The organism is Ligilactobacillus sp. LYQ139, assembly GCF_045033025.1.
Classification (GTDB): Bacteria; Bacillota; Bacilli; order Lactobacillales; family Lactobacillaceae; genus Ligilactobacillus.
The window spans coordinates 168,828-188,090 of record NZ_JBJFZW010000002.1; the positions used below are offsets into that span (position 1 = coordinate 168,828).

The 19,263-nt window shown below is 47.9% G+C and carries 17 protein-coding genes; 2 read left to right on the forward strand and 15 right to left on the reverse strand.

All coding sequences use genetic code 11. The features are described 5' to 3' along the window. Nucleotides 1-120: 120 nt before the first annotated feature. From ACI3E1_RS02955 to uvrC, 4 genes are all read right to left on the reverse strand, one after another. Nucleotides 121-1,581, reverse strand: coding sequence for an NCS2 family permease (locus ACI3E1_RS02955; protein ID WP_405024190.1), 1,461 nt, complete (start codon nucleotides 1,579-1,581; stop codon nucleotides 121-123). Between the two features lie 521 nt (nucleotides 1,582-2,102). Beyond that, on the reverse strand, nucleotides 2,103-3,983 hold the full coding sequence (locus ACI3E1_RS02960) for an acyltransferase family protein (RefSeq protein ID WP_405024191.1): 1,881 nt from the start codon (nucleotides 3,981-3,983) through the stop codon (nucleotides 2,103-2,105). Nucleotides 3,984-4,303: 320 nt separating this feature from the next. After that, entirely contained in the window at nucleotides 4,304-5,605 is a 1,302-nt protein-coding gene (gene obgE, locus ACI3E1_RS02965) for a GTPase ObgE (RefSeq protein WP_405024192.1), read from the reverse strand. 65 nt (nucleotides 5,606-5,670) lie between these two features. Further along, nucleotides 5,671-7,446, reverse strand: coding sequence for an excinuclease ABC subunit UvrC (gene uvrC, locus ACI3E1_RS02970; RefSeq protein WP_405024193.1), 1,776 nt, complete (start codon nucleotides 7,444-7,446; stop codon nucleotides 5,671-5,673). Between the two features lie 138 nt (nucleotides 7,447-7,584). On the opposite strand from uvrC, the gene ACI3E1_RS02975 reads away from it, so the two are divergent. Continuing rightward, nucleotides 7,585-7,728, forward strand: coding sequence for an SPJ_0845 family protein (locus ACI3E1_RS02975; protein ID WP_405024194.1), 144 nt, complete (start codon nucleotides 7,585-7,587; stop codon nucleotides 7,726-7,728). Between the two features lie 52 nt (nucleotides 7,729-7,780). On the opposite strand, the gene ACI3E1_RS02980 is transcribed toward ACI3E1_RS02975, so the two are convergent. The 10 genes from ACI3E1_RS02980 to glyQ all read right to left on the reverse strand — a co-directional run bounded on the left by ACI3E1_RS02980 (nucleotide 7,781) and on the right by glyQ (nucleotide 17,296). Beyond that, complete coding sequence (locus tag ACI3E1_RS02980; RefSeq protein ID WP_405024195.1) at nucleotides 7,781-8,080, reverse strand: nucleoside triphosphate pyrophosphohydrolase family protein; 300 nt, start codon at nucleotides 8,078-8,080, stop codon at nucleotides 7,781-7,783. 1 nt (nucleotide 8,081) lies between these two features. Beyond that, on the reverse strand, nucleotides 8,082-8,690 hold the full coding sequence (yihA, locus tag ACI3E1_RS02985; protein WP_405024196.1) for a ribosome biogenesis GTP-binding protein YihA/YsxC: 609 nt from the start codon (nucleotides 8,688-8,690) through the stop codon (nucleotides 8,082-8,084). 332 nt (nucleotides 8,691-9,022) lie between these two features. Beyond that, a complete protein-coding gene (locus ACI3E1_RS02990; protein WP_405024197.1) occupies nucleotides 9,023-9,211 on the reverse strand; it encodes a hypothetical protein in 189 nt (62 codons plus the stop codon). A gap of 62 nt (nucleotides 9,212-9,273) precedes the next feature. Beyond that, nucleotides 9,274-9,483, reverse strand: a complete 210-nt coding sequence (locus ACI3E1_RS02995; protein ID WP_405024269.1) for a hypothetical protein — start codon at nucleotides 9,481-9,483, stop codon at nucleotides 9,274-9,276. Nucleotides 9,484-9,500: 17 nt separating this feature from the next. Beyond that, nucleotides 9,501-10,334: a Nif3-like dinuclear metal center hexameric protein gene (locus tag ACI3E1_RS03000; protein ID WP_405024198.1), complete on the reverse strand. Its 834-nt coding sequence runs from the start codon at nucleotides 10,332-10,334 to the stop codon at nucleotides 9,501-9,503. Next, on the reverse strand, nucleotides 10,318-11,028 hold the full coding sequence (locus tag ACI3E1_RS03005) for a tRNA (adenine(22)-N(1))-methyltransferase (RefSeq protein ID WP_405024199.1): 711 nt from the start codon (nucleotides 11,026-11,028) through the stop codon (nucleotides 10,318-10,320). The genes ACI3E1_RS03000 and ACI3E1_RS03005 overlap by 17 nt, the downstream gene beginning before the upstream one ends. A gap of 173 nt (nucleotides 11,029-11,201) precedes the next feature. Beyond that, nucleotides 11,202-12,326 (reverse strand): RNA polymerase sigma factor RpoD, encoded by a 1,125-nt coding sequence (rpoD, locus tag ACI3E1_RS03010; RefSeq protein ID WP_405024200.1) that lies wholly within the window; start codon nucleotides 12,324-12,326, stop codon nucleotides 11,202-11,204. A 14-nt stretch (nucleotides 12,327-12,340) separates the two neighbouring features. Then, nucleotides 12,341-14,185 carry a DNA primase gene (dnaG, locus tag ACI3E1_RS03015; protein WP_405024201.1) on the reverse strand — a complete coding sequence of 615 codons (1,845 nt, stop codon included), beginning with the start codon at nucleotides 14,183-14,185 and terminating at the stop codon, nucleotides 12,341-12,343. Between the two features lie 112 nt (nucleotides 14,186-14,297). Further along, complete coding sequence (glyS, locus tag ACI3E1_RS03020) at nucleotides 14,298-16,376, reverse strand: glycine--tRNA ligase subunit beta (RefSeq protein WP_405024202.1); 2,079 nt, start codon at nucleotides 16,374-16,376, stop codon at nucleotides 14,298-14,300. After that, the gene (gene glyQ / locus ACI3E1_RS03025) at nucleotides 16,376-17,296 is read right to left on the reverse strand and encodes a glycine--tRNA ligase subunit alpha (protein WP_405024203.1); all 921 of its coding nucleotides are present in this window, start codon (nucleotides 17,294-17,296) and stop codon (nucleotides 16,376-16,378) included. Before glyQ ends, glyS begins: the two co-directional genes overlap by 1 nt. A gap of 874 nt (nucleotides 17,297-18,170) precedes the next feature. Between glyQ and ACI3E1_RS03030 the strand changes: the two genes are divergently transcribed. Further along, nucleotides 18,171-18,416: a DUF975 family protein gene (locus tag ACI3E1_RS03030; RefSeq protein ID WP_405024268.1), complete on the forward strand. Its 246-nt coding sequence runs from the start codon at nucleotides 18,171-18,173 to the stop codon at nucleotides 18,414-18,416. Between the two features lie 40 nt (nucleotides 18,417-18,456). On the opposite strand, the gene recO is transcribed toward ACI3E1_RS03030, so the two are convergent. After that, the gene (gene recO / locus ACI3E1_RS03035) at nucleotides 18,457-19,263 is read right to left on the reverse strand and encodes a DNA repair protein RecO (RefSeq protein WP_405024204.1); all 807 of its coding nucleotides are present in this window, start codon (nucleotides 19,261-19,263) and stop codon (nucleotides 18,457-18,459) included.

Consider the following 19,263-nt stretch of genomic DNA (forward strand, 5'->3'; position numbering starts at 1 on the left):
AGCTATTCTATCACGGATTTTGGCAAACCTCAGCCCGTCATAATCTTTCTCTTTATTTGCCACTGATTACTAAAAAATAACAAAGAGGTTAAGACGTCCGTCTTAACCTCTCATCATAAACTATTCGATAATCGCCAATACGACAAAATTAAGAATAAACAGGGCCGTACATATCCACATCATCGGATGAATTTCTTTCACCTTCCGCTTGGCCAACTTTACAAAAATATAGAAGATGAAGCCAGCCGCGATTCCATAAGCGATGCTATAACATAGCGCCATAAATCCCGCTGCAAAGAATGCTGGAATGGCATCTTCGAGGTTCGCCCACTCAATATTAGCAAATGACGCCATCATCATTATCCCCACAACAATTAACGCCGGCGCTGTTGCCGCATCTGGCACAATCGCAACTACTGGAGCTAGCAGGCTGCTCAAGGCAAACATCACGGCGGCGGTGAGACTCGTTAATCCCGTACGCCCACCAGCACCAATTCCTGAGGCACTTTCCACAAACGTTTCAACGTTAGATGTTCCAAAAATTGCTGCAATGATTGAACCGGCCGCATCGGCAATCAACGCACGGCTCATCTTGTTATTCATCCCAATTCCCTGATCAAGGGCCTGATGATCGGTTGTCGTAAAGATTCCTGAACGCATCCCGGTTCCAATAAACGTCCCAATTGCATCAAAAATATCGGATAAACTAAAGGCGAAAATTGTCATTACCGCGAGTAACAAACGCCCCGGATGGCTCCATAATGCACCCATTCCCTGAGCACCAAAGGCAGCCCCCATCGTACTTCCGAGCTGATGAAAGGCCGTTCCCAACGAGGCGCCGGCCGCAACGTGTAGGTTAGTCACCCCAAACGGGATCCCAATAATCGTCGTGACAATAATTCCGATTAAAATTGCCCCCCGCACGTTCCACATCAACAGTACTACCATGATTAACAGTCCTAATAGTGCAACCAGCGGTGCAGCGTGGTTGAAGTTTACCAGGGCAGGAGTAGCACTACTATTGGCCACAAAAGAATGCACCCCACCGGCGTAGTGGGTTACTGCTGGATGATATGGAACACCGTTAATGCTCGTAATCCCAGCTTTATCCACGATAAATTTGATAAAACCGGCGTTCTTTAACCCGATATACGCCACAAATAATCCAATTCCCCCACCAATCGCGTGTTGAAGAACCGGCGGAATCGCCTGAATAATCAGCTGTCGGATTTTAGTCACCGTAATCAAAACATCAATCACCCCGCACAGAAATACGAGGGCCAATCCCTGCTGCCAGGTAAATCCTAGCTGTAGAACCACGGTGTACGCAAAGAAAGTGGCAAGCCCAAGTCCTGGAGCCAACACGTACGGAACGTTTGCAAAAAATGCCATCACTAATGTGCTAATAACCGATGCAATAATGGTTGCCAGAAAAATTGCTTGACGTGGCATTCCTGTCGTTCCTAAAATATTAGGCGCAACAAATAATATGTACGACATTGCGAAGAACGTTGTTAATCCCGCAACAATTTCGGTGCTAACGGTCGTATTGTTCTCCCGCAATTTAAATAACTTATTCATCAATTCTACCCCTTATCTCACAAAACTAGTGCCATTATAGCGCAGATTCTTCGGAACTTTAAGGGAAAAAGATGCTTCGCTTTGGTATTTTAGTGTAGAACTAAGCTAATCACGAATTTTGAAAGAAGGGTCTCAAACGTTAATCCATGATTTTCTAAGCATAACCACTGGCGTCGCCCCCACAACCCCGGTCTATTACGATGCTACCCCAGCAATCCCAGTAACCCGGGGGCCCCTAATACACGACCACCTAACACTGGTTCCTACTTCCCAGCCCATCACCATTAAAGCACTCCAACACCAACTAAAGCATTACGCACCCACTTTTCACCTTGACTGGCGCGCCTCCTCGGAACAAGCCAATCAGCCAATTTTCGGTTACCGGATTGCCGCAGGAAGGTTACTTATTAAATAGCGTAAAGTAAACGGGTAAAATGAAAGATTGCAAGCCCTCGAATTAGGTAATTCGCTTGGCTTTCCCCTTCTATTCCACCCGTTTTTTGTTTGGAGTCACTATTTTACTAATTCACTGAATGATGCTTAAGAATTTGCTTAGCAACAAAGTTACTGAAGAAGTTTAGTCCATATGGATTCGGATGTACGTTATCGGCATAGAACCAATCAGTATGCCCATCACTGAACTTATACCAATTAATAATCGTCAAGTTCTTGTACTTCTTTTTGCTAGCCATTAACTTAGCATTCACTTCATTCTGCCACGATCGCGTTGGAACATGGACGTTTACCCAGTAAACGGGCCGACTCCCCGCTAGTTGCATGATTTGTTTCATTTGATCATCCGTAAACGGCCCGTTTGTTCCTTCAACCACCAGCAAGGGCCCGTTGAGTTTACCCTGCTTCTTTAGGTCTTGAAGAACCGGAATGGCCTGATCAACCTGACGCCCAACTTTCGCATTAATAAACATCTGCGGGAAAATCTTCTGCAGTGCGGCGGACGAATCCGCTAACACGGAATCACCTACTGCCGTTATTTTCATTTTTTGCGCTTGCTGTTGCTCAGCGACCGTTAACCGAATTGTCGGCGGCAGCTTAGGCCCAGAAGATTGTTGACTAGAGTTAACCGTCTGCTGACCACTCTTTCCGTGTGCCAAAGCCGCATTATGCTTATTTACCACCTGCTGGTTCTTTTGAATTGCCTGCTGCAATGCTTGACTTCCATTTTCTGGGTTAGGCTGCTGCGGTGCCGGGGAACAAAAGCCATATAGCCCCACTGCTAACAACGCAAGCACCGGGAGAACGGCTAAGCGATGCCACCCGTACCGGGAATGGCGTTTGCCGAATTCGTGAATTGACGCTCGAATCTGCCCCCACTTAATCTGAGCAATCGGCTTTTCAATCAAGTGGTAGGATAAGTCACTAACTACCAGAATAAGAATAATCTCAATCAACGCGTAACCTACCGGGTGAGGAGCAACGTTGACCTTTGCTTCAAACAAAACCATCACCGGATACTGGTACAGGTAAATCCCGTAACTCCGCTGACCAATCCACGTAAAAATCCGATTAGAAAGCGCCCGGTTCATATCCGCCCCGGGATGGGCAACCATTGCAATCAGGATGGCCGTTGCAATACAAAACAGCAACATCCCTCCCCGATATAACCATGGCCGCTCGTCGTCACAAAAACCACACATAACAACTACTACAACCAGTGCACTAAACCCTAAAAGATCAAACGTTGTCCGCCGTCCCCAATCAAGCCGGGATTTTAACCGGTTTAACGGCCAGATAACCGCCAAGGCCGCCCCAATAAAGACGGCAAAGATTCGGGTATCCGTCCCATAGTACACCCGGGATGGATCCTTTCCTGGTTGGTATAAAACAGCCATTAAAAGAGCTGATAACAACGCTAACCCCACTAAACTGAGAAACAGGGCTCCCCGCCGTTCGTGCAAAAACTTAAAGAGAAACACCATCAGGAAGGGCCAAATTACTAAAAATTGAAACTGAATCGCCATAAACCAGAGGTGGGTAAATGGGGACTGCACCCCAAACCGAGCAAAGTACGATTGATGGTGTGCAATCTCATACCAGTTATACACCCCGCAAAGATTGCTAATAACTGCTCCCCTAATATGAACCAAAAGGGACCGTTGGAAAAACGCAATATATCCCAGTGTCGCTGCTAGGACTCCTACTAAGGCTGGATACAGCCGGCGAATTCGCCGCCAATAGAAACTAAGCAGGTCGAACCGTCCAGTTGTTGTCCACTCCCGAATAATCGAGCTCGTTACCAGATATCCTGACAATACAAAGAAAATTAATACCCCCATAAAGCCACCCTTAAACTGGTAAACAAACAAGTGGTACAGAATTACAAACGCAACCGCCAGCGAACGTAACCCATCAAATCCCGTAATATACGTCTTTTTTTGCTCCATACTGTTCTCCTCACCCCGATTCAGTCTTCCAGAATCGGCTACCACCAGACAATTATAGCGCGTTCGCTTTTAGTTGAATATAACAACTTGCTGCAATTTACAGGATTTTTGTTTTCATTCTTTTCTCTAATCTCATCAAAAACTTCCAACATCATTTGACTAATAACAAACAAAAAAACGGGCAAAGAAAAGCCCAAAACCAGCCGTATTGCACAACGCACAATTTAGTGGCGTTTAAACTTATACTTATCCCGTTTATTTTTAAATTCTTGCCCACCTAAAAAAGGCACCCGAAACCATATTTTAGTGCTTATTCCGCCCTAATCAACAAATTCAAACGTAAACTTTTCAATCCGAACCAGATCGCCATTCTTGGCGCCCTGCCGCCGTAATTCATCATCAACGCCCATTCCCCGCATTTGCCGGGCAAAACGCATTAGACTCTCATCATGATTCAAATCGGTCATCTTAAAGAGTTTAAGCAGCCGCGTTCCCCCAAGAACCCAGGTCCCATCCGCGGCCTGAGTAACGGTAAAGGCCGGTTCCGTTGTTGAATCCGCCGTGTATTCAACCGGCTCCTTTTGTCCCGTAGTTGCCACCGGAAACGCCGGTGTTTGATCAAGAACATCCGCAACGTGGTGAACTAACTGATCTAATCCTTGGTGCGTAAGGGCCGAAATAGCCATAATTTCCGGAGCTTGTGGTAAGGTATGGTTCGCTGCAATCTGCTTTTTAAACCGTTCCAGGTTCACTGCTGCATCGGGCATATCCATCTTACTAGCCACAATAATCTGCGGCCGTTCCAGTAAAGCTGGGTCGTACTTTTTTAGTTCAGCGTTAATTTTCAAAAAATCCCCGTACGGATCGCGTTCCTCCGTTCCCGACATATCAACCAGGTGTAGGAGAACCCGGGTCCGCTCAATGTGCCGTAGAAATTGAATTCCTAACCCAATTCCCGCTGAGGCCCCCTCAATCAAACCAGGCATATCAGCCATAGCAAAATCCCGGCCATCGTCTAGCCGAACCATTCCCAGATTCGGCACCAACGTGGTAAAGTGATACTCCGCAATTTTGGGTTTTGCACTCGTCACTACTGAAAGTAACGTCGACTTTCCCACCGACGGGAAACCAATTACCCCAACATCAGCCAGCATCTTCAATTCCAAATTAAGCGTTCGTTCCTGCCCCGGTTCGCCGTTTTCCGCGATCTCTGGTGCGGGGTTTTTCGGACTTGCAAAGTGGATGTTTCCGCGACCACCGCGGCCCCCCTTTGCAACAACCAGCTCAGCGCCCGCTTCGGTTAAATCACCTAGTACCTCTCCGGTATCAGCGTCCGTTACGGTCGTTCCCCCCGGAACAGCCACTACGAGGTTCTGAGCACCCCGACCATACATTCCCTTATTCATCCCGTTTTGTCCGGCTTTCGCCTTAAAAATGCGGTGATAGCGAAAATCCATTAGGGTGCGAAGGCCCTCATCAACCCGGAGGATGATACTGCCTCCCCGGCCACCATCACCACCGGCTGGCCCGCCGTTTGGCACAAATTTCTCCCGCCGAAAGGCAACGATCCCGTCGCCCCCTTTTCCAGCTTTTACTTGGATTTGAACGTGATCAACAAACATATCCGTCCCTCTTTTCCAGTATAATCTCTTGTCCTACTATACCAAATTCACCCACTAACCAGCTACTAAACATTTCGTAAGCTTAATTTCACTGCCTTAGCCACCTTTGTGGAAATGCCAAGGGCTTCAATTTCTTCCAGTGAAGCCTCCTCAATGTGTCTGAGGGAACCAAACTGTTTTAACAGCTTAATTCGCGTCTTCGGCCCAACCCCTTTAATCTGCTCCAAGCGAGACGATAACGAATTCTTGGAACGCAGTTGCCGGTGAAACGTAATTGCAAACCGGTGAACCTCGTCTTGAATTCGCTGTAACAGGTAAAACGCCTCACTTTTGGGGTCCAACTGAACTTTCTGGTACTGTCCGTTCATCAGGTCAGCCGTTTTATGGTGCGTGTTTTTCACCATTCCCGCAACTGGAATCGTTAGTCCCAACTGATTTTCAAGAACGTCCTGGGCGGCCGCAATTTGTGTCTCCGCACCATCCATGAGAATTAAATCCGGCAGCTCACTGTGCTCCTTTAATATCCGGCTGTACCGCCGGTAAATTACTTCCCGGGTGCTAGCAGCCTCGTCCGCATGGTCAACATCGCGTAACTTATACTTCCGGTATTCCTTCTTATTTGGTTGCCCGTCAATAAAACACACCATCGCTGAAACGGGATCCTGCCCCTGAATGTGAGAGTGGTCAAACGCCTCAACCCGGTGCCCATGAGGTAAATGCAAAACATCCATCAACTCATCCATCGCACCCACCGTCTTCCGATTATCTAGCTCTAATAACCGAAACTTCTCTTCCAAAACTAACCGGGAGTTTTTCTGAGCCATTTCAAGGAGGGAACGCTTTTGTCCGCGCACTGGAGTGCGCACCGGGATTCCGAGTAAATCACTCAACATTTTCGTATCCAAACTGGCTGGAACTAATAGTTCCTTAGGCTTTATTCGGTTACGTTGCTGGTACAACTGAAGGATAAACGATGTCATTTCCGCTTCCGGCGTATCTACACACGGAAAAAGTCGTTTTTCCCGCTTCATTAACCGGGCTTGTCGGATTGAGAAAATTTGCAACGATAGCCATCCCTTATCCATGTAATATCCGATTACATCCCGGGGAGTATTATCGTTGGAAATAATCTTTTGCTTTTCGACCGTCATCGCCACATACTTAAGCTGATCCCGAAGCTCCGCGGCCCGCTCGAATTCGAGGTTAGCGGCCGCTTTTTCCATTTTTGTCCGTAGCTCCCGCTTTATTTGCCCAACATTTCCGTTCAAAAAACTCTTAATTTTTTCGACATTCTTCGCGTACGCTTCCGGAGGAACGGTCTTAAAACACGCTCCTAAGCACTGTCCCATATGGTAGTACAGGCATGGCCGTCCTTGACGCCCCGAACAGTGCCTTAACGGATAAACCTTCTCCAGCAGGTGCAGCGTTTCGGTAGCCGCATAAACGTTCGGGTACGGTCCAAAGTAGAAGCCACCATCCCGCTTTATCTGACTAACAATCTTTAGCTGGGGATCCCGTTCGTTTGTAATCTTAATGTACGGATAACCCGTTCCCTGTTTAAGCTTAATGTTATAGTAGGGCTTATGCTTCTGGATCAGCGTGATTTCCAAGAGAAAAGCTTCCTTATCGGTCGACGTGATAATTGTTTCAAAGTCCCTAATTTGGGAGACCAACCGCGCTGTCTTCCCTTCATGGGAACTCTTAAAGTACGACCGCACCCGATTCTTTAAGTTTTTAGCCTTTCCCACGTAAATAATGTGCCCGTTAACATCCTTCATCAGGTAACATCCCGGTAAATCTGGCAAGAGCTTTAATTTATTTTCAATGTGTTGGGTTACCATAAAACCTATAACCCCCCTTCGTAATAATTAATCTCACCTGATTATAACGCGAATAAAATTCCGTTCAAAAATTCCCGTTTGCGCTTTATTTATAAAACTGGTACGCTAACGCTGATAATTATCAAAGGAGGAATCACGATGGGATTAAAAATTACCCGGGACGCTAACCTAGACAAACTATTTGACCAATTTGCCATCGGCCCTGATGACCAGAAGCGGGGAAAAGATGAGCGGAAGCCTAAAAAGAAACCAACGTCAGAAAAAAAGAACGGTGCAAAATAGAACAATAATAAGGGACTGTGACGAGAAGGTCACAGCCCTGTTTTCTTTCAAATTAATTTTCCCGTTTATATCCCCGCGGATACCGCTTCTTGAGAGTATCGATGTTTTGTTCTGCCACCTCACTGAATGGAATCTTAGCCCACTCAGCAATTTGAGAAAGGTACCACAAAACGTCCCCCATCTCATCAATTAACCGGTCACGGTCAAGCTCGTCACCATGAAAAGTGTATTCCTTGATCAATTCGATTAACTGCCCACTTTCGCCGGCCAAACCCAACGCACAGTTGGTTAACACCCGCTCGTTCCCATAAAGTGTCCGGTTTGCTGCTTTTTGGTAGTCATCAAAATCCATTTTATTTTCCCCCGTTCGTTGCGGTTAAATTACACTGCCGTTCAATCCAACGCCACACATCGTCTTTTCCGGTTCGATCCACCGCTGAAAACAACACCAATTGGTCAGCTGGCACCAACCGTAGCGTCTTACGAATCACACTTTCACTCCGATTACGCCGACTCCGCGGAATCTTATCAACCTTTGTACCAACAACCAGCAGTGGAAATTGATAGTAATGAATAAAATCAATCATCTGTTGATCCAATTCAGTCGGCGCATGCCGGGAATCTACCAAGGAAATTACCCCCGCCAACTGCTGCCGCTGGGCAAAATATTCCTCAATCATTGCTCCCCATCTTTCACGGTCCTGCTTGGAAGCCCGGGCATAACCATATCCCGGAACATCCACAAAATTAAGCTGCTTTTCAACATTATAGAAGTTTAGTGTTTGCGTTTTTCCAGGCTGGCTCGACGTTCGCGCAAGTTTTTTGCGATTAATTAGCGTATTAATCAAGGAGGACTTTCCGACGTTCGATCGTCCTGCCAACGCAATTTCTGGTAAATTTCCCTGCGGATACTGTTCCGGACGCACGGCACTAATTGTTAGTTCAACGTTGTGGACTTCCATCTCCATACCCCTTTCTAACCTGCTGTTATTCTAGCATACCTCCTCGAAGCACACGGGAAGAAAAAGCAGAGTCCAGCCCACTTGTGAACTAGCTCTGCTAACGGAAAATTACTTTTATGTTACGAATCAGCTACTCACCAGCAACTAACCGCACAGCCTCCAAAATTACGACCATAGCTTTTTCATCACTTCAACGGACGTAAACTCGTACCGAGAATGCTTGTTTTCCGCCCCGGCAAACAAATTCGACGTTGGAATTTCCATGAGGAAGCCATCCGTTCCACCATCCGAACCGGGTAAACAACAGACAGAATGCCGAGTTTTCCCATGGCCTACTTGGTAATGTTAACGACGGTCATGTCCCTTTCGATTACTTCGCGCATGTCATAGTACTGATTCTTTGTATCAACAATTATCCGCGGTTCATCGTAGTTAGCATTCATCTTAGCCGCAATGTTTTTTACCCGTTGCTTGCGTTCTTCAAATTTTTGCCAATCGTAGCCGCGAATAATGTAGATCATTTCAACGTGCTCCACCGTCCCACTGGAAGAAGCCTTCCCGATCCTCCGTTTCGGCGGGAACTTCATGAGCAGGTATGCGTATCAAACTCCTCGGCTAGTTTGATGGCATTTACCATACACCCTTCGCAGTTACCGGTTTCCACAAACGAAATCTTCGCCTGTGTCTGCGGTGACAGAATTGTCGTTGCGTTTTCATCAGGCCGTGTTTCCGTCCCAACATACTTTAAAAACCAGGGAACGAGTTGCTCATACTTTGCCCCCCTATTAATCACCTCATTAAAAAAACTGCCTAAACAAACTCAAACGGTTCGGTATTAATTTTGGACTGAATAACAGCGATATGCCAACCATTTTCTTGATTCCACTTCTCAAAGAGCTGACGCATATACGAAGCACTTATAACCTCAATATGATGCCCTGGATCAACCACCGTTAAACCAGCCGCCACCATGTCATGCGCGGTATGATAACCCACATCACCCGTCACGTAGGCGTCTGCTCCCTGAGCAAGGGCATCCTGGTAGAAACCAGCACCACTTCCACCTAGTACCGCAACCCTAGAAATCTTCCGGTTATGATCAGGCGTAATTAACCGTAATCCTGGAACGTTCAAGTGATCCTTACAATAGTCAGCAAATTCCCGGGCAGTTAACGGCTGCGGTAACGTCCCAAGCCGCCCAAGCCCGTAGCGACCGGTCCGATGCTCCGCTTTAATTTGCGCCTTCTGGGAGGCATCTGGTTGGATAAGAACAGCAATATCAGTCAATCCGAGTTGACTACATAACCAATCATTCATCCCGTTAGCCGTACTATCCAGATTTGTATGTGCGGCATACACGGTAATTCCGTGCTGCAGGATGGTTGCGTACATCCGGTTTTGCGGCACGGATAAGTCAAAGGTTTTCACAGCGTGGAACAGCGCCGGGTGGTGCGCATAAATCAAGTCCACCCCAGCATCAACGGCCTCCGCCACAGTCTCTGGTCGCACGTCTAACGTCACCATCATCTTATGAACTTCCTGCTGGTTATCACCAAGTTGAAGGCCAACATGATCCCACGACTCTGCTAGCCAAGCCGGTGCATACCGTTCCATCGGGGCAACAACATCATTTACCGTTACCATTTGCCACAACCTCCGTAATCATCTTAATTTCGGATCGAAGCTGAGTAATCCGCGCTTCAGCGGGCGCCTGCGCTTGCTGAACCTGATATAAAATCCGTTCCCGTTTGGTCCGCTCACGGACCCACTTATCCACGAAAGCCTTCGCGTGCTCACGCATTAAGAACGGTCCAAATAGCTCTTCTTCCGGACTGAGCTGGCGAATCCCCTGACCGTAATCCGCTACAATTATCTCATAGGTATGGTGATCCTCCCTAATGATTCGTTCGGCAACAATTCCGTAGCCATGGTGAATACACCACCGCCGAACGTTACTTTCCCCCACATTAGGTTGTAAGATTAATCGGGGATGCTGCAGTAATTGGGATACCCCAGCATCCAAAATATTCCGGATTAATGGTCCGCCCATTCCGCAAATTGTCACGGTATCAATCCGATCATCCGCATTGATTGCCGCTAACCCGTCTGCCAACCGGGGAACAATAATTTCCTGCAGGTTTTCCCGTTTAATTTCCCGGCAAGCATTCTGGTACGGCCCCCGGACAACTTCCCCCGCAACAGCGTACTTAATCTGGCCCTGAAGCGCCAAAAACGCCGGGAGATACGCGTGATCCGAACCAATATCAGCTAACCGCGCACCCGCAGGAACAAATTCAGCGGCCGTTGCTAACCGTCGTGATAGGTGCCGTGCATCCACGTTAATATCCTCCTTAAGAACGAGGCTGGGACAAACGTCTCAGCCTCTTCACTGTTTTCATAATCAATGTCAAAACAAACGCATTCCACTGCAAAATTAGAAAAATTTACTTTTCCGAGTAATTTACCCCACTCGTCTGTATCGTTTTGAATCTCTTGGTCACCTTTGTGTAACTAATCTAAGAAGTCCCGTAACTGCTTCGACCGCGATGGATGCCGCAGTTTCCGCAGTGCTTTAGCTTCAATTTGCCGGATCCGTTCCCGCGTTACCCCAAAGGCCTTACCAACCTCTTCAAGGGTCCGGGTTCGCCCATCATCCAGCCCAAACCGTAACCGTAAAACGTTTTCCTCCCGATCAGTCAGGGTATCTAAAACATCCTCCAGTTGTTCCTTTAAAAGCTCATACGCCGCATGTTCAGCTGGACTCGTTGCATCCTGGTCTTCAATGAAATCGCCAAGGTGAGAATCATCCTCTTCCCCGATTGGGGTTTCCAGCGACACTGGCTCCTGAGCAATCTTTAAGATTTCCCGTACCTTTTCAGTTGGCATATCCATCTCATATCCAATTTCTTCTGGCATCGGCTCGCGGCCAAGATCCTGCAGCATCTGTCGTTGAATCCGGATCAACTTATTAATCGTTTCGACCATGTGAACTGGAATCCGAATTGTCCGGGCTTGATCAGCAATTGCCCGCGTAATTGCCTGCCGAATCCACCAGGTAGCGTACGTTGAAAACTTGAATCCCTTCCGGTAATCAAACTTCTCAACGGCCTTCATTAGCCCCATGTTTCCTTCCTGGATTAGATCGAGGAACGACATTCCCCGCCCAACGTAACGCTTAGCAATCGACACAACCAACCGTAAATTAGCTTCAGCTAACAGCTGCTTTGATTCCTCATCCCCCATTTCAATCTTGAGGGCTAACTCCTTTTCTTCGTCCGCTGTTAGCAGGTCAACCCGCCCGATTTCCTTCAGGTACATCCGCACCGGATCGTTAATTTTAACCCCCGACGGTGCAGAAACACTTTTATCTTTCCGGGCCTTCTCCGCTTCACTATTTGCTGCCCGTAAACTTTGTTCGCTTGGATTCCCGTTTTCGTCAACCACAGAAATTCCTTCGTCCTCCACCTTAATAATAAGGTTATCCATCTGAGTCGCATTAAGGTGAAGCGGCGTTGCCAGTTCATCGGTCAGCTGGTTATAAGTAATCTGCTTGCTCTTCTTGTACTTCTGGACAAGTTTCCGGATTGCCTTTTCATAGGCAACCTTGTCAAATTGATCCTTCTTCTCCTTTGCCACAGTTTACAGCCTCCCTATTCATCTTGTTCCTGTTGCCGCAGTTTAACCAGCGATGTAAGAAGCATCACAATTCTATCCTGGTCGTTCGCCCGCTTGGCATCAGCAATCTCCTGTTTTATTTTATCAACTTTTTCCCTTATCGGGTAGTCATGTTTAATAACCGCCAGACAGTCGTCAACTTCCCCATCCGGCGCCGGCTCCGGATAATGCACCATTTCAATCGCATTAATTACCCGGGCAAGTCGCTGGTCATCCACTAACGTGAGAAAATCAGCGACGTTAAACTCCTTGCGGTCCTGAAAATACCCCTGAAAATGAACGTAGATTTCCTCATACACTTCATGTGGAAATCCAAAATCAGAATCCTCAAAAATCCGTTCCCGCACTTCATCATCGGTAAACATTCGGTGTAATAATAACCGTTCCGCCCGCTCAGTCCGCGAAAGCTTTTCTCGTTGTGTGGGGGCCGCAGCGTACTGTTGCGCAAACTCGTGCGGTGCTTCTTGGCGTTCTTCTCTTTGCTGGACGTCCGTCTGCTGGCGAATTCCCGCTAACTGTAATGAAAGTTGCTCCTGAGAAAGATGAAATTCCTTTGCCAATCGTCCCAGGTACAAGTCAACCTCCATTTGGTTATCAACCCGAGCAATTGCGCGTAAAACATCCTGTAGGTACGCTAACTGATCCGTTTCATTTGCCAGATTACGCCCTTGCCGGTAATACCGCATGAAAAACGCCAACGGACTTTCCCTGGTCGTTGTCAAGGTGCGCTGAAATTTTTCCACCCCGTATTTTTGAAGGTACTCATCAGGATCCAAGCCCGCCGGCAATATAATAACTCCCAGATGAAGCCCCTTTACCGGAAGCATTAGCCCTAATGCCCGGTTAATTGCCCGCTGCCCTGCTTCATCACCGTCATAACACACGTTAATCTCCGTTGTTAGCCGCTGAAGAATAGCTACCTGTTCGTTTGTTAAACTAGTGCCCATCGACGCGACACCGTTTTTAACCCCTGCGCGGTAAGCGGCAATTACGTCCATAAACCCTTCAAACAGGATTACTCCACCGCCCTGCCGGATTGCTTCCCGGGCCTTATCAAGATTAAAGAGCACCCGGCGCTTATTAAAGAGCGGTGTTTCCGGTGAATTGAGGTACTTCGGGGTGTTAGGAGCTTTCTCCAAAATCCGTCCGGAAAAGGCGATTACGTGGCCGTTTTCATTGCGCAGGGGGAACATCACCCGGCCAAGAAACCGGTCCCGAAGCCTTCCGTCCCGTGCCGTTACAAAAAGGCCGGATTTCCGCATTTCGTCATCCTTAAAGCCTTGTTCGTGTAAAACTTCCACGAGCAGGTTCTGCTTTGCTGTCGGGGCAAACCCAAGATGAAACTCTTCGATAATTTCATCGTCAAGGTGCCGCCCGTGCACGTACTGAAGGGCCGGTTCTCCTAAGGCCGTATTCACCAGTACATGGTGATAGAGATCATCAGCCACCGCATACATTTTTCGCAGACGCTGGTCGGGCCCTGATAAAGTTGTTTTCTGACCACCATTAGCTGCATTTCGCACCTGGTCATCGAGCGGAATGTTTGCAAAATCAGCGACCTTAATGACCGCCTCGACAAACGAACAGTGCTCAATTTCCTGAACAAACCGGAAAACGTTCCCGGAGCGGCCACACGAAAAGCAGTAGTAAAATTGTTTATCCTCTCGTACTGAAAATGACGGGGTATTTTCTGTCTGGAACGGACATAGCCCAAACCAGTTTTGCCCCTCTTTTCGGAGTTGAACGTACTTACTAATAACGTCGACAATGTTGACTTCATCGCGAATCCGGTCAATAACTGCTGTTGGAATCCGTGCCACAATTTTCTCCTTTCCGGATTAATACCGCCACCAACCCCAATTATAGTAACTATCATTATAAAAAGGAGCGGACTAAAAGTCCACTCCTGAGCTATTTGAAATGATGGAACCACTACTTCACAATCAACTGGGTTAAATCTCCCAGTGTCCGAGTCAACTGCGCAATTACCACCAGCTGCTTTAAGTGGTTATTCTTAACCTGCTCATTATCACTCATAATCATCGTAGCATCAAAGTACGTACTAATAACGTCCTTCAGGCCAGCTAACGCCGCGTACTTTCCAGCAACATCCTGTTTGGCAAACCCGCCGCTAACTGCCACAACTGCGTCGTTTAACTGCCGCTCCGAATCGTTCTCAAAGAGTGCTGGATCAACCGTTAAGTCGGCTAAGTTTCCGGCCTTCTTGCTCAACCGAACAACCCGGGTTAAGGCTTCAATCGTTTCCTTGAAGTCGGCATCCGCACTGTGGTCACTGAGAACCTGGGCGGCCTTAAAGATAGCCGGGAAGGCGTTGTCCTTTCCCGCAACGACAGTTTCAATAATATCGTGGCGGTACTTAGCATCATGGAGAAGCTGCGCAATCCGGTCCATCATAAAGACAATCATCTGTTGACGGTTTTCCGTTGCCGGAATCGTCTTGTACAGTGCTGGTAACTGCTGAGCAGCCTGATCAACAAACCCTTCTAGAGTAGCCACCCCAAGGTTCCAACCCTGGTCCTTGATAATCCGGATAATTCCCAAAGCCTGCCGCCGGAGAGCATACGGGTCATTCGAACCACTTGGAAGCATTCCCGCAGCAAAGAAGGCCTGGATGCTATCGAGCTTATCAGCAATCGCAAGGACTGCACCGACCTTCGTTTGCGGGAGGGCGCCGTCCGCACTGGTTGGCATGTATTCTTCCCGCATGGCCATTGCAACGGCTTCGTCCTCGCCTTGAAGCCGGGCGTAAATTTCACCCATCGTCCCCTGCAGCTCAGCAAATTCACCGACCATCCCGGTTACCAGGTCAAACTTGTAAATCTGCGCTGCCCGGTGTAGGTACGCTAATTCATCCGTCGTTAAGTTAACCCGCCGCCCAATTTGCTGGGCAAGGTTATCAACCCGCTGCATTTTCTCGTAAATTGTCCCAATTTTATCGTGGAACGAAACCTTCTTAAGCTGTTCAACGTAGTTCGCAATTGTTGTCTTTTGATCCTCTTCGTAGAAGAACTTGGCGTCTTCCAGCCGGGCCGTCAGTACTTTTTCGTTGCCGGCAACCACGTTGTCCAAGTACTCGGTGTTCCCGTTCCGCACGGAAACAAAGTGCGGTAACAGTTTACCAGCATGGTCCGTCACATAGAAGAACCGTTGGTGATCCCGCATTGAAGTAATTAATACAGCGTCTGGCACTTGAAGGTACTTTTCGTCAAAGTTCCCCGCAAAAACGGTCGGGTACTCAACCAAATTATTAACTTCCTCTAATAAACCTGGTTCAACGTTAATCTGCCAGTCGTGTTGCTGGGCTATTTGATCAATCTGGGTTGTAATCATCCGCTTCCGAACACTCGCATCCGCAATCACCCACTCGTCCTTAAGCACCTCCGGGTAATCCGTTGCTTGCTTAATGGTTACCGGGTGGCCAAGAAAACGGTGTCCCTGGGACTCTTTCCCCGCAGAAATATCCCGAATGGTCAGCGGGACAACCGCGTCATCAAGGAGTGCTACCAACCACCGAATCGGCCGAATAAACTTAAAGTCCTGCGTTCCCCAGCGCATCATCGTCGGAAAGTTCATCTTAGTGATAACCGGCGCCATGTCCCGCAAAACCGTCGCAGCAGGTTTGCCCGCCACAAACTTTTTAACGTAGGCATACTCGGTCCCCTTTAATTCCTTAAAAAAGATATCATCCGGCGTCATTCCTTGACCGCGGGAAAACCCAATTGCTGCTCTTGTCCAGTTACCATCTTCATCCTGGGCAATTTTTTTGGCCGGTCCCTTTGCCTCGGTTGAAATGTCATCCTGCTTATCAGCTAATCCGGTGACCTTGAGGGCTAACCGGCGAGGAGTTGAGAACTGTTCAATTTGGTCATAAGCAAGTCGTTGTTCCTTTAAGAAAGCCGCCATCCGGTCAGCTAACTGATGGACGCTAGGTGTCACCACGTGAGCCGGCATTTCCTCGACCCCAATTTCAAGTAAAAACGTATGTGCCATTATTTCTCCTCCTCTGCTAAGAGCTGTTGCCGGAGCTGCTCATCTTTAATCAACGGGAAACCAAGCTTCTTCCGCTCGGCAACAAAAACCCGTGCTACTTCCCGGGCCATATTCCGGATCCGGGCGAGATACCCCGCCCGCTCAGTAACGGACACCGCTCCCCGCGCATCCAACAAATTAAACGTGTGGCTGCACTTTAAGATGTAATCATACGCCGGATGAACCAAATTTAACGCTAAAAGTCGTTTTGCTTCCCTTTCAAAGATATCAAACTGATTCAACAGCATTTTCTGGTCGCTTTCATCAAACGAATACGTTGAGTGTTCAAATTCTGGTTCCTTAAAAATATCACCGTACAAAACGCCGTCCGCCCATTCGAGCTCAAAGACGGAGTTAACGTCCTGAATGTATGATGATAACCGCTCCAGCCCGTACGTTACCTCAACGGCCACCGGGTTCACTTCAAGCCCCCCAACCTGCTGGAAATAGGTAAACTGGGTAACTTCCATTCCGTCCAACCAAACTTCCCAGCCGACTCCGGCACACCCCATTGACGGGTTCTCCCAGTTATCCTCAACAAACCGGATATCGTGCTCGGTAGCTACAATTCCTAACCGCTGTAAACTCTGCAGGTATAACTCCTGAATATTCTGTGGTGATGGCTTCATTAAAACCTGAAACTGGTGGTGTTGGTATAACCGGTTAGGGTTTTCACCGTACCGCCCATCAGCTGGCCGCCGGGACGGCTCCACGTAGGCAACGTTCCATGGTTCCGGTCCAATTGCCCGTAAAAACGTGTACGGACTCATCGTCCCGGCTCCCTTCTCCGTATCATAGGACTGCATCAGCATGCACCCCTGTTCCGCCCAAAACTGCTGCAGCGTCAGGATGATATCCTGCACGGATAACTTCGCTGTCATTTGTATCCATCCTCCTTAAAAAAATTAACCCGCGGCCCAATCATCCATGAGCCCATGCAGGCACATAGGGACGATTTTCACCGCGGTTCCACCCTATTTCTAGCGAACTATCTTCGTTAGCACTTAATTAATTTAGTTCAGGAAGTGCCCCGAACGGTTCACCGACCCCCTCACACTTCCAGGGCTCGCTGTGCGGCTGACACCATTCATCCTCATCCATCGTTACTAAACTTTTCTACCGCCTAGAATAGTAAAAAAGTGGCGGAATGTCAACGTTTATTAGAGGAATTCCCTGACCCACCCCAACTTTATTTGATAAGATTACTAACGTTTTAATTAACTACATAAAAGGAATTGTTGATTAATGATACGTGCTGATTTAAAGGCCGCTGCCAAGGAAAAGTTTCGCGAAAACTGGGATTGGGGCGCACTTACCTTTTTTCTTTTTCATGGCAAGTCACATTGCGACACTTATTTTCTTAGTATTACTCATTCCCGTATCAATTCCCACTATTCTTATTTTTTATACCAATAATGGAGATAGCTATATCGTCGCCTATATAATTACTCTAATCGTCTTTTGGTGCTTCATAATCTACACCCAACTATTCCTTCTAACAGGAACTCAAGCAGCTACATACGACCTTGTTAACAATAAAAAAACAGAGAACGTTTTTACGGCAACCTTTAGCCAATTTATAAACCACCGGGGCTGGCGTTTCTTTACGACGTATCTTTTAACCACGATTTTTAACATCCTGTGGTTCCTTCTCTTCTTTATTCCCGGCTGTGTCAAAGGATTAGCTTACTCCCAGTCTCTCTACATTATTCAGGACGTCATCGATAACGGAACGTCCATGACGCCCGGGAAGCAATTACCCTAAGCCAAAAAGGAATGGACGGCCACAAATGGGAATTATTGGGATTAATGTTATCATTCGTTGGATGGCTATTTTTAAGCATTATCACCTACGGCATTGGTTTCTTCTGGACGTTGCCGTACATGTTCACCACTATGGCCGAATACCATAAGTACGTAATGGCCGATTACACCAGGCGTCATCAGAACGGACTACCCAGTTCAAAGACGTATACAACAGCCAGCTATTCCTTTAAGTAGTTCATTATTCTAAAACAGGCTGAGGAAGTAAATCCTCAGCCTATTTTCTATTATCTGAATTTGCGCCCCTTCGCCGCACCTGTAAGTCCGGGGCCACCATCATCTTACGCAAAAACTCCCGCGAGCGAAGTTGCAAGTCAACGTAGTGGTCATATACCCGATCAATTACCAACTGCAAGTTTCTCTTGGTTGTCGGGCGAATGTCAATCTGGTTAACCCGTTCAAGGTTTAGCACCGTAAACTGGCGCAAGAAATATATCGTGTGGGCATCAAGGTGCAACCGCTGGGGATCACGCCCCCAGTGCCGCTGACATAACAGTCCCCCCATTTCCAAGGAAAAATCAAACGGCGGCGTTTGCTCGTGGCACACCACACAATCAGTAAGGTGCGGCATCACCCCAAAGCACTGCCACAGTTGCACTTCAACGATGTTCGTTACCACCTGCGGGTCCAGCCCATCATCGATCATAGCTAACGCCCGCCGGATCCGGGGAAACCACTGCTGGGCGAGGGCCAGATCGCCCCGAACCGCATGCCGCGCAAGCTCAAGAAGGTACGTACCATAGGCGTTTAACATAATATCCTGGTACAACCCCGCCCACTGCTGTAAGTTTTTGGCCGCATTGATGTACGATAACCCGTTATCATTGACGTTGCCAACGTAAGTGCCCCACGTAAACGGAAGGATCGCTGCGGCTAACCGGAAACCCCGCTTGTGCGCTCCCCGCACGTAAAAGGTCCGGTACCCGAACCGGTCGGTATACATTGTTACCAGCATGTCCCGTTCCTTGTAGTCACGCCGGGAAACAATCATTCCCTGAAATTCAACTGCCCGGTAGATGGTCAT

Coding starts and splice junctions, on each gene's coding strand:
- uvrC (WP_405024193.1), bottom strand. CDS start 7,446: ATGGTAACCCAACACATTGAAAATAAATTAAAGCTCTTGCCAGATTTA.
- ACI3E1_RS02975 (WP_405024194.1), top strand. CDS start 7,585: ATGGGATTAAAAATTACCCGGGACGCTAACCTAGACAAACTATTTGAC.
- glyS (WP_405024202.1), bottom strand. CDS start 16,376: ATGGCACATACGTTTTTACTTGAAATTGGGGTCGAGGAAATGCCGGCT.
- ACI3E1_RS02955 (WP_405024190.1), bottom strand. CDS start 1,581: ATGAATAAGTTATTTAAATTGCGGGAGAACAATACGACCGTTAGCACC.
- ACI3E1_RS03000 (WP_405024198.1), bottom strand. CDS start 10,334: ATGGTAACGGTAAATGATGTTGTTGCCCCGATGGAACGGTATGCACCG.
- ACI3E1_RS02990 (WP_405024197.1), bottom strand. CDS start 9,211: ATGATCTACATTATTCGCGGCTACGATTGGCAAAAATTTGAAGAACGC.
- glyQ (WP_405024203.1), bottom strand. CDS start 17,296: ATGACAGCGAAGTTATCCGTGCAGGATATCATCCTGACGCTGCAGCAG.
- obgE (WP_405024192.1), bottom strand. CDS start 5,605: ATGTTTGTTGATCACGTTCAAATCCAAGTAAAAGCTGGAAAAGGGGGC.
- yihA (WP_405024196.1), bottom strand. CDS start 8,690: ATGGAAGTCCACAACGTTGAACTAACAATTAGTGCCGTGCGTCCGGAA.
- recO (WP_405024204.1), bottom strand. CDS start 19,263: ATGACCATCTACCGGGCAGTTGAATTTCAGGGAATGATTGTTTCCCGG.
- ACI3E1_RS02980 (WP_405024195.1), bottom strand. CDS start 8,080: ATGGATTTTGATGACTACCAAAAAGCAGCAAACCGGACACTTTATGGG.
- ACI3E1_RS02960 (WP_405024191.1), bottom strand. CDS start 3,983: ATGGAGCAAAAAAAGACGTATATTACGGGATTTGATGGGTTACGTTCG.